General features: G+C 57.9%; 16 protein-coding genes. 9 read left to right on the top strand and 7 right to left on the bottom strand.

Annotation, left to right across the window (positions count from 1 at the left end; translation table 11 throughout):
- A partial coding sequence (locus IB272_RS30235) for a ferrochelatase (RefSeq protein ID WP_192445643.1) occupies window positions 1–199 on the bottom strand: 199 nt, incomplete at its 3' end.
- Window positions 200–406: 207 nt separating this feature from the next.
- Here IB272_RS30235 and IB272_RS30230 point away from each other — a divergent pair.
- The 5 genes from IB272_RS30230 to IB272_RS30210 all read left to right on the top strand — a co-directional run bounded on the left by IB272_RS30230 (window position 407) and on the right by IB272_RS30210 (window position 6,535).
- Window positions 407–1,630: a putative DNA modification/repair radical SAM protein gene (locus IB272_RS30230; RefSeq protein WP_060520790.1), complete on the top strand. Its 1,224-nt coding sequence runs from the start codon at window positions 407–409 to the stop codon at window positions 1,628–1,630.
- On the top strand, window positions 1,627–3,138 hold the full coding sequence (locus IB272_RS30225) for a UdgX family uracil-DNA binding protein (RefSeq protein WP_192445642.1): 1,512 nt from the start codon (window positions 1,627–1,629) through the stop codon (window positions 3,136–3,138). Before IB272_RS30230 ends, IB272_RS30225 begins: the two co-directional genes overlap by 4 nt.
- Before the next feature lie 187 nt (window positions 3,139–3,325).
- Window positions 3,326–4,861, top strand: a complete 1,536-nt coding sequence (locus IB272_RS30220) for a cache domain-containing protein (protein ID WP_192358857.1) — start codon at window positions 3,326–3,328, stop codon at window positions 4,859–4,861.
- Between the two features lie 155 nt (window positions 4,862–5,016).
- Entirely contained in the window at window positions 5,017–6,123 is a 1,107-nt protein-coding gene (locus IB272_RS30215; protein ID WP_060645037.1) for a PAS domain-containing protein, read from the top strand.
- A gap of 13 nt (window positions 6,124–6,136) precedes the next feature.
- Entirely contained in the window at window positions 6,137–6,535 is a 399-nt protein-coding gene (locus IB272_RS30210; RefSeq protein ID WP_192358861.1) for a response regulator, read from the top strand.
- Window positions 6,536–7,976: 1,441 nt separating this feature from the next.
- Here the strand turns inward: IB272_RS30210 and IB272_RS30205 are convergent.
- The 4 genes from IB272_RS30205 to IB272_RS30190 form a co-directional block, all read right to left on the bottom strand.
- Entirely contained in the window at window positions 7,977–8,279 is a 303-nt protein-coding gene (locus tag IB272_RS30205) for a DUF982 domain-containing protein (protein ID WP_034800027.1), read from the bottom strand.
- Window positions 8,272–8,628, bottom strand: coding sequence for a DUF982 domain-containing protein (locus IB272_RS30200; protein ID WP_192445641.1), 357 nt, complete (start codon window positions 8,626–8,628; stop codon window positions 8,272–8,274). Before IB272_RS30200 ends, IB272_RS30205 begins: the two co-directional genes overlap by 8 nt.
- 65 nt (window positions 8,629–8,693) lie before the next feature.
- A complete protein-coding gene (locus tag IB272_RS30195; RefSeq protein WP_060520794.1) occupies window positions 8,694–9,170 on the bottom strand; it encodes an Hsp20 family protein in 477 nt (158 codons plus the stop codon).
- Between the two features lie 191 nt (window positions 9,171–9,361).
- Window positions 9,362–9,634, bottom strand: a complete 273-nt coding sequence (locus IB272_RS30190) for an usg protein (protein ID WP_034799997.1) — start codon at window positions 9,632–9,634, stop codon at window positions 9,362–9,364.
- A 278-nt stretch (window positions 9,635–9,912) separates the two neighbouring features.
- Between IB272_RS30190 and IB272_RS30185 the strand changes: the two genes are divergently transcribed.
- The 3 genes from IB272_RS30185 (at window position 9,913) to IB272_RS30175 (ending at window position 12,324) form a co-directional block, all read left to right on the top strand.
- Window positions 9,913–10,227: a co-chaperone GroES gene (locus tag IB272_RS30185; protein ID WP_034799999.1), complete on the top strand. Its 315-nt coding sequence runs from the start codon at window positions 9,913–9,915 to the stop codon at window positions 10,225–10,227.
- 56 nt (window positions 10,228–10,283) lie between these two features.
- Entirely contained in the window at window positions 10,284–11,912 is a 1,629-nt protein-coding gene (groL, locus tag IB272_RS30180) for a chaperonin GroEL (RefSeq protein ID WP_192445640.1), read from the top strand.
- Between the two features lie 109 nt (window positions 11,913–12,021).
- Entirely contained in the window at window positions 12,022–12,324 is a 303-nt protein-coding gene (locus IB272_RS30175; RefSeq protein WP_034800001.1) for a DUF982 domain-containing protein, read from the top strand.
- A 190-nt stretch (window positions 12,325–12,514) separates the two neighbouring features.
- On the opposite strand, the gene IB272_RS30170 is transcribed toward IB272_RS30175, so the two are convergent.
- A complete protein-coding gene (locus IB272_RS30170) occupies window positions 12,515–12,766 on the bottom strand; it encodes a hypothetical protein (RefSeq protein ID WP_192445639.1) in 252 nt (83 codons plus the stop codon).
- Window positions 12,767–13,035: 269 nt separating this feature from the next.
- Between IB272_RS30170 and IB272_RS30165 the strand changes: the two genes are divergently transcribed.
- The gene (locus tag IB272_RS30165; RefSeq protein WP_192445638.1) at window positions 13,036–13,311 is read left to right on the top strand and encodes a hypothetical protein; all 276 of its coding nucleotides are present in this window, start codon (window positions 13,036–13,038) and stop codon (window positions 13,309–13,311) included.
- Window positions 13,312–13,499: 188 nt separating this feature from the next.
- On the opposite strand, the gene IB272_RS30160 is transcribed toward IB272_RS30165, so the two are convergent.
- Window positions 13,500–13,904: a hypothetical protein gene (locus IB272_RS30160; protein ID WP_110819902.1), complete on the bottom strand. Its 405-nt coding sequence runs from the start codon at window positions 13,902–13,904 to the stop codon at window positions 13,500–13,502.
- Window positions 13,905–14,072 lie beyond the last annotated feature (168 nt).

Genomic DNA, 14,072 nt, shown 5'->3' with positions numbered 1-14,072 from the left:
TGCCGAACAGGATCGGGTACCAGAACAGTCGCGACCACTCGATCACCCGGCGGTCGGTCAGAAACTCCTTCAGGTAGCGGCGCATCGAGGTGTAGTCGGTGCCATCAGGCGTGCCGAGATTGACCAGGAGAACTCCGATGTTGCCGCGTTTAATAGTGGGGTGACCGGCAGTTTTTTTGAGCATCACATCTTTCTTCATTTATCAACCCAATTGAATACGGATGGAATGCGGGATGGATCAGCCGCGACTGAAAATTCTGAAGCGACCAGGGAAAGCGTTCTTGATTGAAAGCTGCGATACTGGAAGCGGAACACAGCGACCGTTCATCTTTCGACATTCGCCTGCGGCTCCCCGCGAAACCTTGACGAACATAACATGAACATCTAAAGTCGCGTCATGACACCCATGGCACTTGGAAAGAAGCTGGCGATCCTATCGGACGCAGCCAAGTACGACGCCTCATGCGCCTCGAGCGGTGGCGAGAAGCGAGATTCACGCAAAGGAGGAATAGGATCTTCCGGTGGGAGCGGTATTTGCCATGCCTACACGCCAGATGGGCGATGCATATCGCTATTAAAGATCCTGATGACGAACTTCTGCATCTTCGACTGTGCCTATTGCATCAATCGCGTCAGTTCCAATGTCGAGCGCGCGCGGTTTAGCGTCGAAGAAGTGGTATCATTGACGCTCGAGTTTTACCGACGCAACTACATTGAAGGCTTGTTTCTCTCCTCCGGTATCATCCGCTCGCCTGACCAGACCATGGCCGATATGGTCCGCATTGCCCGAACGCTGAGAGAAGTCCACGGTTTTAAAGGCTACATTCACCTCAAGACCATCCCCGACGCACAGGCTGAGCTCATTCGTGAGGCCGGCCTTTGGGCCGACCGGTTGTCAATAAATGTCGAACTGCCAAGGGATTCGAGCGTAAGGAAGTTCGCGCCGGAGAAGCGGCCGGAAACCATTCGTGCCGCCATGGCACAGGTTCGGCTGGAAGGTGAAGCCGCGCAAGACAAGACCCACACCGGCCGCAAGCCGCAACGCTTTGCCCCTGCCGGCCAGAGCACGCAGATAATTGTCGGCGCTGACGGCGCCGACGATACCGCCATCCTGTCCTGCGCAACCCGGCTTTATAGCGGTTACAAGCTGCGGCGCGTTTACTATTCGGCGTTCTCACCGATCCCGGACGCTTCCTCTGCGCTTCCCCTGGTTCAGCCACCGCTTGTTCGGGAGCACCGGCTCTATCAGGCCGACTGGCTTCTGCGATTTTATGGCTTTACGACCGACGAGATCGCGACCGGCACGCAAGGAGGCTTTCTGGATCTGGAGCTCGATCCGAAGACGGCATGGGCGCTGCAGAACCGGCAATTCTTTCCGGTCGACGTCAACCTCGCCTCCCGCGATACGCTTCTGCGCGTGCCGGGATTTGGGACGCGCGTGGTCGACCGCATCATCACCGCGCGACGCAATCGCCGCCTCCGTGTCGAGGATCTCGCTCGAATGGGAGCGCTGACACGCAAGGCTCGCCCCTTCGTTGCCCTGCCCGGCTGGAGCCCCGGCGGTTTGACGGACAGCAGCGATCTGCGCGCGCGCCTGGCGCCCCCGCCAAAGCAACTTCAGCTTCTATGACTTACGGGGTCTCACTTCCGGACAAGGGAACTTTTGATGCCTGGCGAAATGCCGCCAGGCGCGCTATCAGCCACCGGATCGCCCCCGACCAAATTGACTGGAACAGCGCGGGCGGCCTGTTCGACAGGGCCTTTCTCCCGGAGACTCCAGGCGAGCACGCAGCACGCGTTCCTCAAGCCTTCATGACTTTGGCGCAGTCCGTAATCTGGCATTCAGCACCAGAACGCTTGGCGCTCCTTTATCGCGCGCTTTGGCGCCTCGACAGGCGCGAGGGCGAGCCGCTCTCGCCCGCCGATCCGCTCGGTCGCAAACTGTCGCTTATGCAGAAATCCGTCGGACGGGACATTCACAAGATGCATGCATTCGTTCGCTTCCGCGAAATCTCAGCAGAGGGTCCGCGTCGACGCTTTGCCGCCTGGTTTGAGCCGACGCACAATACGCTGGAGCCGGGAAGCGCTTTCTTTGCCCGCCGGTTCGGCGACATGGATTGGATGATTGCGACGCCGCGCTTGACCGCCCTTTTTATTGACGGCGCGTTGACCTTTGATCAGGGTGGCACGAAACCAGACCTGCCGGAGGATGCGGCCGAGAAACTTTGGGCAGCCTATTTCGTCAACATCTTCAATCCGGCCCGCATCAAGCTCGACGCCATGCAGTCGGAGATGCCGAAGAAATACTGGCACAACCTGCCGGAAACGCGCTTAATCCCCGAGATGCTCGCCGCAGCGGAAGCACGGGTGCAAAAGATGCACGAGGCAGGCATCTCCGCGCCGCGAACGGGCGCAGCCCCGGTGTCCGAGCGCTATCGGGCTTCAATGCCGCAGCCGCCCGAGCAAATTGACACCCTGGAGGAGGCATCGAAGGCAGCGGCACAATGTCGGCGTTGCGACCTGTGCGAATCCGCGACGCAGACCGTCTGGGGTGAAGGTGCCGCTGACGCGCAGCTCATGATCGTCGGCGAACAGCCTGGCGACCGGGAAGATATCGAGGGCCGCCCGTTTACGGGGCCGGCCGGGCAGTTGCTTCGGGCATTGCTTTCCGACGCCGGTATAGACGCAAGGACGCTGTGGCTGACGAACGCCGTCAAGCATTTCAAGTTCAGCCCACGTGGCAAGCGGCGACTGCACCGCAATCCGGACCGCGGCGAAATTGCTCATTGTCGCTGGTGGCTGGGACTGGAACTGACCCTTGTCAAACCGAAGTTGACGGTGGCGCTTGGCGCCTCCGCGGCCTTCGCCCTTACAGGCGACAACCGTCCAATGGCGGAGCGGCGGGGGGAGATTGAAACCGGTCTTCACGGCGGCCCCGTCCTCGTGACATGGCATCCTTCCTATATTCTGCGTGCAGGCGACCCAGCAGCCGCCACGATCGCCCGAGATGATTTGGCGCGTGACCTGGCCAAGGCCATGGCAGTTATCTATGAAAGAGGGGTGGAGCAACTCAACCAGAGATCGTACGGAGTTACCGAATATGTACCCTCCGGCCGTATGAGGGGATGGCGAGAGTGAAAGAGAGGCACGTACTGCTTGGTCGCTTGGCGCTTCCCAGCCTACCCTACTCTTGAGGATCTATCGGCCGGAGCTTCCATGATGCCCAGGTGCTTGGTGACAATGACAGGCGTCCGATCGAGGGGTGGAGTTTCTTGCATTGGATTAGAAGCCTTCTAATATGTACTCAGGTTTTAGGGACTGGGGCATGGTGAGAAGTCTGACGGTTACGGTGTCCAGAGCCGCGACGTTTGTCATTGCGGCAATGTTTGCGGCGCTTGTCGTGCTACTGAGCCTGTGGTTATACGAGAGCTACCATGCCGCGATACGGCGGACCGAAGAGCGCGCAATTGCCGCCTCGAAAATCGTATCCACGAACGCCTCATGGATAAACGCGCTCTCGGCACAGACACTTCAACGAATTGATGACGCTCTCGGACCGACGCTGGGCATTGCCACGGATGACGTCAAGAACATCAACGAGGCGGTTTCTAATCTTCCGGGTCAAGTTCAGGCCTACGTCGTCGACCGGAATGGCCGGACACTTCTGTCCACCGATCCCGATATAAAGCCCATCGACATAAGGGACCGCGAATACTTCGCCGCCGTCGAAAAGGGAGCGAAAACTTTCGTTTCCGGTCTCCTGGTCAGCAGACTCAACAATCAGCAGATATTCGTGTTCAGCCGGCGCCTGGAACGGAACGGCGTGTTCGTCGGCGCTGCAATGGTGTCGTTCCAAGGGAGCGACCTGCTGAAGGATGTTTGGGAGGCCGTCTCTCTCGGCACGAATTCGACTATCAGCATGATTCGCAAGGACGGAGAACTCGTCGCACGCTACCCCGCCCCCGGCGGTCCGTTGAACATGAGCAAGTACGTATTGTTTACAGACTATCTTCCCTCCTCGCCCAACGGGACTTACGAGGCAATATCTCCAGCGGACGGCGAGCACCGTATGGTCGCCTATCGGGTTGTTGAGGGAACGGACATCGTTGCGCTCGCGTCGGCTGACTACCGTGTCGGGCTGGTCCCCTTCCGCAACGACGTCTTCATCGCGATCGCCGTTATGGCACTTGCTGCCGCTTCATCGCTTGCCGCAGGAGGATGGGTCAGGCACCTCGTTAAGCGCGATGTGAAGAAATCCGCCGAACTTGAGGCCGCACTTGAGGACAATCGCCTTCTGCTGCGCGAAATCCATCATCGGGTCAAAAACAACTTTCAGGCTGTGCAGGGCGTCATCCGCATGCAGCTACTGCCGCCCGAGGCACAGAAGTCGCTCTTTGACCGGATCGGCGCCATGATCGCGGTCCATGAGCAAATATATGATCGCGACCAGTTCAACGCCCTGTCCGCCCGTGATCTTATCCCGTCGATCGTGGACAAACTCGTCAGCGCCTATTCTGACAACGTATCCGTACGGTACGATATCGGTGAGTTTGACCTGACACCCGAACAGGCCACGGCCGTCGCGCTCCTGGTGAACGAGGTCGTGACAAACAGTCTTAAATACGCGTTTCCGGACGGCCGCCCAGGAAAGCTCGAAATAGCGTTCCACAAAGTGTCTTCGCGCAGCTCCCTGCTTACCATCTGCGACAACGGCGTGGGCTTCGACACATCGACTGTGCGCAAAGGCATGGGCAGCCGTATCATTCGCGGGGTCGTAAGTCAGTTGCGCGGTTCATTCGAATACAAGTCAACAGAAGGCACGCACTTTATCGCGCAAGTCGAGCTCGGTCTAACAGACTGAGGAGCAACCTCGTTAAGACTGTTTGCGTGACCTCATAAGATGCCGTGTGCGCCCCCATTTCGGAAAACCTTGAAAACACAAAACGCGCGGATAGATACCTATCATCTGCAATCCGTTGTTTGGGTGGCCAGCAACAGCCGACCTGGATGAGCAAAATGGCCGACGAAAACCACCTTCGTGACGCCCGTGATGCGGGCGACCGCCTCTTAGCTTCACACCCATCTGAAGATCCATTCGCGGCTGCGTTCAAGGCCACACGCATGCCGATGCTAATTACCGATCCAAGGCAGGACGATAATCCCATCATCTTCGCGAACCGAGCCTTCACCGAGTTGACCGGCTACAGTCAGAATGAGTTGGTCGGCCGGAACTGTCGCCTTCTCCAAGGGCCGGACACGGACAAAGCGGCGATCGCTAAGATCAGGGATGCCATTTCAGAAGCGCGCGATGTCTCGGTCGACATCCTCAATTACCGTAAGGACGGCGGCAGCTTCTGGAACGCGCTGTTTGTCAGCCCCGTCCGCGATCAGGCCGGCGCAGTGATCTACTTCTTCGCGTCGCAACTCGACTTCACGAGCACCAAAAGCAAAGAAGCCGAGCTGGCCAAGGCGCGCCAGCTTGCGGAAGAGGAAGTCTCAAGTCGCACTGCGGAGCTCATGGAAGCGCTGCGCGTGAAAACTGCCCTTGTCCACGAGGTCGATCACAGGGTTAAAAACAACCTTCTGACAATCGCCTCGATCATCAGATTGCAAATGCGGATGACCAGCAACGCTACGGTCGCACAGACACTTAAATCAATACTCGACCGCGTCGAGGCTCTGAGTGCCGCGCAAAGGAAGCTTCTCAATGATAACCGCGTTGGTCAGTTCGATGTGGCCGATTTCGGTCGAGACCTGATTACCGAAATCGTGGGTTCTCTGAAAAGGCCAGACATCATCTTAACTACGGACCTTCATTCTGTGACAGTCTCGGCGTCGAAAGCTTCGGCCCTCGCCCTTATCGTTAACGAACTCGTTGGTGATGCAGTCCGACGCGGCCTCAGTGATGGCGGGGGCGAAATACACCTCGAAATCCGAAGGCTCAACGGACACTTGCTCATACGAGTCCTGGACACGGTCACACCCGTCGAGGTCGACAAAGAACAAGAGTCCTTCAGCCGCGCCATGCTTGACGCCTCGATCAGGCAGCTAAGGGCAACGAGCGAGCGAGAGGTTTCCGGTCACCGCACGGAAGTTCGTGTAACGCTGCCGGTAGGAGATTAGGAAGGGCCGATATTTGCGAACCCTGATTGTCGAAGACGAAATGCTCCTGGCCCTGGAACTTGAACATGAGGTCGAGTCCAGCGGTTACAGGGTTATCGGCCTGGCAAGCGACGCAAGCGAAGCGATTGCGCTCGTCGAGCGAGAACAACCAGAGTTCGCTTTCGTCGATATCCACCTGCGCGATGGTCCGACTGGTATTGATATCGGTCGATACTTGGCCTCGAGGGGCATCCCCTTCGTTTTTGTCTCAGGCAACCTTAAACGAATTCCGGCGGACTTCGCGGGTGCACTCGGCGCTATCGAGAAACCTTACTCGGCCAACGGCCTACAAAACGCTCTGTTGTATCTCCGGGCGGTGTTATCTGGAGAGGATCTGCCACAACCTCCCTCAAGCCTCACAATCTTTCAATAAAGCATCTCCGGAGTAGCGCCGGCGCCGTCGATTATCTCACACCACTTGCTCTGATCGCATGCCTGTGCCCATCTCAAGTGCCGAGCAGCTGGTGTGTTTCGGCGACAGCGCCGCTCGCCCGCTCAGACCCTTACTGCACCGCCGGAACGTTCTGCCGGCCGAACTGGCTCTTATGCAGTCTTATCCGAGCCGCGGAACGCGGGCCTGCGCTTCGCTTGGACGCAGTCTGGTACGAGCCGCAAACGTCAGGCCAGCTTGAACGCGCCACTCGCCCCGCAGATGCTTACGGGGCGAGACATTCCTCGCATATGCCACAACCATCGACGTCCATACGTGAGGCTGGGAACTGCTTTTGACAACACTGACACGTCAAAGTGCTCCGCGCGTCCCGCTTTACGGGCGCAGGCGGGATGATTTCGATCACGCGATCGGTAGGGAGTTTTCGTGCCATCTGGTCCATCTCGAGGCTCCATGTCGAGGGTGGAATCTGAGATAGGAAGTGCTGAGGCTTGTACAAGATAATCCTCTCAAAGAGTCTTCGCTGACGCTTTCATCGGTCGTCCCTCGCTGAAAGGCCGATGGCTTCGACAACCAATCGCTTGTCTAACACCCGGCCGCTTCCGTTGCTCGGTCCGTCGAACCATCCATCGCGGCAGATTCAGCATGGTTCATTTCATCAAATGTCACGCGGTCAGATCAATTGAGGGAGTACGTTTTGGACGGCCACACAGCTAGTCACGGAAGCGAGCCCGGGAGGTATACAGCTCCGCTCTGGGGCGTGACGTCTTGTTCCCCATCGCAAGCACCACGTCCGGATGGTTACCGTATTGCAGTTCAGCGACGAGGACCTTCTGATGTGCCCACAACTCCCGCATCTCGTGGACGTCGGTCGACGTTCCGAGCCACTCGAGGATCCAGCCAGTTTCATTTCGAACCGGCGCGGCTCGGGAACCAGCGGTACTCGTCGAACCGTGCACGACAGATGGGTGGCTCAAACTCAAGAGGTCCCTTGCTTGGGACTGACCTATCGATCAAGCAGAGCCGTCAATCGATGTGAGACGGGTGCAGCCACCCACTCTCGCCGGCCCTCTCTGCTCGAACGACCTGTCGCTTGCTGAGGGCTGGAACCAGTTATTCCCCAACGCGGTTTGACAAGCGGCGACGGATACAGCTCTGCTCTGCAACCGAAGTCGCCCCGTCCAGCTGCTGTAGGGGCGAGGTAAGGAATCGTGCAGAGGTGCCCACAAGCCACTGCGCTCGTACGAGGGTTCTGACTGGTTTCTACGGAGGTTGATTTCTCGTCTCCTACCCGGTCGCGTCGGCGACCGGGTCGATGACCCTCGTCTCTCACATGCCACTCCTGCGGCTAAAGCAGTCTGGCGCACGAGCGGCCTCGAGAAGTGGGGAGTCGGGCGCTTCGGGTTGCCCGGATTATCACATTCTAAATTGGGGAATGGTGGCCACCAGCATCGGGTTTGGCGCCGAACGGCCGCTCGGCATCTGTCGACATTCCAGCGTCTCGGCAGGCCTCAACGAACGCTTCGCGGGCGATGGCAACCGGCGTCATTCGGTTAAGCGCCCGACGACATGTTTGTACCGCCCTATTGTGCTTGCGGCCTCTATAAATAGTCCATTCGCCTTCCAGGAAATCGAGAACGTCGTTGACAGACGCAAATACCTGCCGCGTGCCGTCCTTCATCTGGACCGAGATGGGTGCCATGAGCAGTAGTTCGGGATTAAGCATGGTGATCTCCCTTCGCCTTGATGCCATACAAAGACTTTTCAACGGCCGTGCCAGGCACGATGCCGATCTCAAAAGCCGGCGGCGCAGATGGGATGCTCGCATCCATCGCTGGCGCTAGAAGATGGTGCCTTTCGGCGAAGGCGACGAAAAGGCCGCGCACAGTCTCTGCTTCAACCTCTCCCCGTAATGCAGCCAGACAAGCCTTGATCGCCACCGAATGCAGCGCATCCCCCGACGGGGCTTGCCAATCGACGAGGAGACGATAAGCGTCCATCACGGAGCGGATTTCACCGGGGAAACCAAGACCAACAAGGATGCTAACAGGCCGCTCGAACATATCGGGTTTCATCGTGCTCTCCTTTCCAACCCGGAATGCCGATGGGCGCCTTGAAACCGGCGCCCAATTTACGTCAGCTACGCGGCATTCGATGCTTCGATTTGCATCTGAGCTTTTGACTGCTCAACCGCCGCAGCTGTTTCGATCGCGATTTTGCGTGGCTTCATCTCCTCCGGGATTTCCCGCACGAGATCGATCTCTAGAAGGCCGTTGTTCAGATCCGCGCCCATCACTCGGACGTGGTCGGCAAGCTCGAACCGATGCTCGAACGGTCGGCCGGCGATCCCGCGATGCAGATAGGCTTCGGAAGAGGTCTCCTGCTTCTTGCCGACGACCGTCAAAAGATTGGTTTGAAACGTGATGTCGAGATCGTCGCGAGCAAAGCCGGCCACCGCAATCGAGATCCGGTAGCTATCGTCACCGGTCTTGGCAATGTCGTAGGGAGGCCAATCACTGATCGAACGAGCGCGCTGCGCGTTTTCGAGCAAATTGAAGAGCCGGTCGAACCCGACAGTCGAACGGAACAGTGGTGCGTAGTCGTAAGTTGTTGCCATAACCATATCCTCCTTGAGCAACATGGGTACGGAAGCGCCGAAAGACGACGCTTCCAGCAAGGCCAGCCCTACACGAGCGGCTGGCGGAAAGCGATTTGGTTAGGATGGACCGCAGTTTCAAGGGCCCATAATAAAAAAAATCGCGTGCGCTTTTCGACGTTTTTGAACGACTCAAAACCCCAACAGAGGGCTCAGTTCAGTCGGAACTCGCCATCCACGCGTCGCCATTCATTCGGGCCGATCAGATGGTGATGCGTATAGCGAACGGAATGCAGCGGACCGTCAAGATTGGCTTGCCAGAAATCGAGGAATTTCTGCATCTCAGGAAACTCGGGAGCAAGATCATAATCCTGCCAGATATAGGTCTGCAGAACGGATTCGAAATCGGGAATGCGGTAAAGGATATGCGCGGTGGTCAGTCCGTAGCCGTTTATTTGACGCTCGAAATCCGATGAATATCGCATGTTTCATCTCCGTTGCCTCAACAAGCGCCAAGGTGGCGCAATTGTTCGCGGTCATCAACGAAATTCTAAACGGCAAGGAGGCTTTGTTGTTCCTTTACAGCATGTTAGCAGCCGCACGATGCGAGTGCTGATTTTTTTGATTTCACCCCTTGAATCCGAAAAATTGTGAAACCAGATGATTTGCGCAAGACGCTCATTCGAGGTTTTGCACCCGTCCGGACTGTCCGGTCCGGTGATGGGGGAACAACGTCAATAGTGTTTGTCCATTGGAGGAAAACATGTCTTTCCGACCGCTGCATGATCGCATTCTCGTCCGCCGGGTTGACTCAGAAGAGAAAACCAGGGGCGGCATCATCATTCCTGATACGGCAAAGGAGAAACCCCAGGAGGGAGAAGTCGTTTCCGTCGGACCTGGCGCACGCAATGAAGCGGGCCAAGTCCAGGCGCTCGACGTCAAAGCAGGCGACCGTATTCTGTTCGGCAAGTGGTCAGGAACCGAGATCAAGATCAATGGGGAAGACCTGTTGATCATGAAAGAAAGCGACGTCCTCGGTGTCCTCGAGGCCCAAGTCGAGCGCAAGCAGGCAGCTTGAGCCAACCACACCATAAATCCATCAGTCAAATAGCTGCCTATTGAGGAGTTAAGGAAATGGCTGCGAAAGAAGTCAAGTTTCATACCGATGCCCGTGAACGCATGCTGCGTGGGGTCGATGTTCTTGCCAATGCCGTCAAGGTGACGCTCGGCCCAAAGGGGCGCAATGTCGTTATCGACAAGTCTTTTGGCGCCCCTCGCATCACCAAGGACGGTGTCTCGGTCGCCAAGGAAATCGAGCTGGAAGACAAGTTCGAGAATATGGGCGCGCAGATGCTGCGCGAAGTCGCCTCCAAAACCAACGATCTCGCCGGTGACGGGACGACTACGGCCACTGTGCTTGCGCAAGCGATCGTCAAGGAAGGCGCGAAGGCCGTTGCTTCCGGCATGAATCCTATGGATCTGAAGCGGGGCATCGACCTTGCGGTTGACGCGATCGTGAGGGAACTCAAGACAAACGCCCGCAAGATCTCCAATAATTCGGAGATCGCCCAGGTCGGCACCATCTCGGCCAACGGCGACGAGGAGATCGGCCGCTACCTGGCTGAGGCGATGCAGAAGGTGGGCAATGAAGGTGTCATCACCGTCGAGGAGGCCAAGACTGCAGAGACTGAACTCGAAGTCGTTGAGGGCATGCAGTTCGACCGCGGCTATCTCAGCCCGTATTTCGTAACCAATGCGGACAAGATGCGGACCGAGTTTGACGATCCCTACATCCTGATCCACGAAAAGAAGCTTTCCAACCTTCAGGCCATGCTGCCCGTTCTCGAAGCGGTGGTGCAATCCAGCAAGCCGCTGCTCATCATCGCTGAAGATGTGGAGGGCGAAGCGCTAGCGACGCTGGTCGTCAACAAGTTGCGCGGCGGCTTGAAGATTGCAGCGGTCAAAGCTCCGGGCTTCGGCGATCGCCGCAAAGCCATGCTTGAAGATATCGCCGTTCTCACCGGCGGCACGGTTGTCTCCGACGACGTCGGTATCAAGCTTGAGAACGTCACCCTCGACATGCTCGGTCGGGCAAAGAAAGTTGCGATCGAGAAGGAGAACACAACGATCATCGACGGCGTTGGCGCCAAAGCTGATATCGACGGCCGTGTCGCACAGATCCGCGCCCAGATCGAAGAAACCACGTCCGACTACGATCGCGAGAAGCTCCAGGAGCGTCTGGCCAAACTCGCCGGCGGTGTTGCTGTCATTCGAGTGGGCGGGTCGACTGAGGTAGAGGTGAAGGAAAAGAAAGACCGCGTCGACGATGCGCTGCATGCCACCCGAGCGGCCGTTGAGGAAGGTATTCTTCCGGGCGGCGGTGTCGCGCTGCTGAGGGCCGTCAAGGCGCTCGACGATCTGCCTTCGGCCAATCGAGACCAAAAGGTTGGGATCGAGATCGTTCGACGTGCGGTCGAGGCCCCGGTTCGCCAGATCGCTGAGAATGCTGGCGCAGAAGGCTCAATCATCGTCGGCAAGCTGCGCGAGAAGATGGACTTCTCCTACGGCTGGAACGCCCAGACCGGAGAATACGGTGATCTTTACGCCCAGGGCGTGATCGACCCGGCGAAGGTCGTGCGCACAGCGCTCCAGGATGCTGCCTCGGTCGCTGGCCTCCTGGTAACTACCGAGGCGATGATTGCAGAAAAGCCGAAGAAGGACGCCGCGCCAGCACTACCGGCCGGCCCTGGCATGGACTTCTAAAGCGATGGTTCAGGCCCGTTCTCACGGGAGCGGGCCTGACGACTCCACCGATCGGCCCCGCCGGCTGGTCCACAGGTTGGTGGTGCCGCAGCTATTAAGTGAGGTAGAAATGCAAATGAAGATGTTTGACCGGCCACTTTACCTGCGTGAAAGGAAGGATCTAATCCTCGAAATCACAAACCTGGACGATGCGATCGATTTCCTTGAGGAGTGGTCCAAAGGAGACCGTGACATCATTCACGACGCAACCCTGAAGACGTGCTACCTCGCCCACGACGGACATAAGCCCCTTCAGGTGGCGCGAGACGCACTGCGCGCCTTCGCGAAGAAGAAGGGTATACTCGTGAAAACTCCCGCGGTTGCGCCGTGGATGATCAAAGCAAAGTCCGGCGGCGGGCGACTCTCGCCGTAAACCAACCTTCCCGCGAGAGGCTGCGATTGCAGCCTCTCCCCCAGATCCTTACGCTCGCCCGTATCGGCGAAGTATGCGGGCGAGCAAGCAGTGGCAGCCGGCAATTCCACTGCTTAGGGAACGAGCTCGGGATGCACTACAGGCGCATTGTCCCCCGCTTCAAAGGGACGGCGTGCTCGCCCCGACGACTTTACGACTTATCCTTTCTCAGCGCGAGCATCGTCATCACTTCCGCCTGCAAATCCAGGCAGATCTGACGATACTCATGTATCAAGTGCTCACTCCTCGTCATCTCTCGCTCGAGCTTGTCAAGTGTCGTCGATGCCAATGCGTAGGCCTCGAAAAGCTCACAGATGCGTTCGTTCATCGCGCCCCGCAACTGCTCGCGATGGCGTGGCAGTACCATGGCCAGCCGAACCCGCCCCAGTTCCAACAAGCTCATGCGCCTTCCAATCTCGCCCGGCCCGCATTTGCCAACGGCGCGAGGGTCGGGACCGCAAGGGATTGCTCCCCACAAGCCTTCATATCTCGCGCTGTTCGCGACGTCCGGCAAACATCATTGCTTGTTACGCGCGGAAGAGAAAGTACGTAACAGTTAACACTTGCCATGGCAGCCATAACCCGGCCGTCGACGAACAAAGCGTGGCTGTTGCTTCGATCTTGGCGCGAAAGGGAGGCATCGGATCGTGAAGACTGGCGCTGGCGCCGTGGATGAAGACGATCGGCGGGAGATCGGCCTTGCTACCGGGCTTCACGTGTACTGTTCAGCCTGACGCCTCAGACATGGATGCGAACCGCCCGCTCTCCGGGCCATCGATCGCGCCGGGCCTGAAATGGACGCTGATCGGCCCGAAATTCATGGCTATCGAGCGGACGCTGATCGTTCACCGGAATATAGTGGATTTACGCATCAGATACGTCGGCGACAAGCAGCCGGCTCCGTTCTTGAAACGAGATCGAAGGTTTTTTAGTCGCCGCACGCCCTGATTGGCGAGACGCCCCCTCCGGGGGCTAGCCCAAAGCGGCAAACCACCGTCGTTCCCGGTGAGTAAGTCGCCGTGCCTTTCAAATCGACGCTTGTCTCACCGCCGGAAAAAGTGATTTCAGGTGCACCGAAGCTATAGAACCCACCTTCGACGAGTTCCACCGAATGAACGATCCGGGACAGGCCGCGTTCATTTGGCACCAGTTTCCGTTCCGCCACGACGCGTGACGAAAACTTGGTTGACAACTGCGACACGGTAGCTCCCCTCGCCCAGGCGTTCCTCTTTCCAGGGCCCGCCTTCCACGACCGCCACGACGCCGGGGCTGACCAGCACCTCCTGGGCAACGGCCTCATTTGCTGTGAAGAGTGCAAGACACCCGCAAAGAATGCGGAGCTTGCGGTTTCGTTTTAGCTTGCGCTCGTTCATTCCCTTCTGGCCACCAAGACTTAAAGCCTGCCCAGCGAATTTCAAGAATCTGTCGTCGCAGCGATGCTTCCCTTGATGAAAGAGAGAAATGTGCTTTTTCAATTCCGTGTTTGTGAAGCGCCTATGAAACACCGGAAAAAGCCGCAGGCGATGGTCGGGGTTAGACATCTCGGGCGCCCGCGGGCAAATAGAAGATCGTCGACGCCATGCTGATCGAATATGCGCAACCTGCTCGGCCGGTGACGGGCCGACTATGCGGCCGCCATCCAGGCGCTGCTCGATGAAAAGTTCGCGTTCCGATGATTGCGATAGCCGATCGCGGTGTGGATGGTGTCA

The organism is Ensifer sp. ENS08, assembly GCF_014852195.1.
In the GTDB taxonomy this organism is placed as follows: domain Bacteria; phylum Pseudomonadota; class Alphaproteobacteria; order Rhizobiales; family Rhizobiaceae; genus Ensifer; species Ensifer adhaerens.
This window is presented reverse-complemented; position numbering and strand designations above follow the sequence as displayed.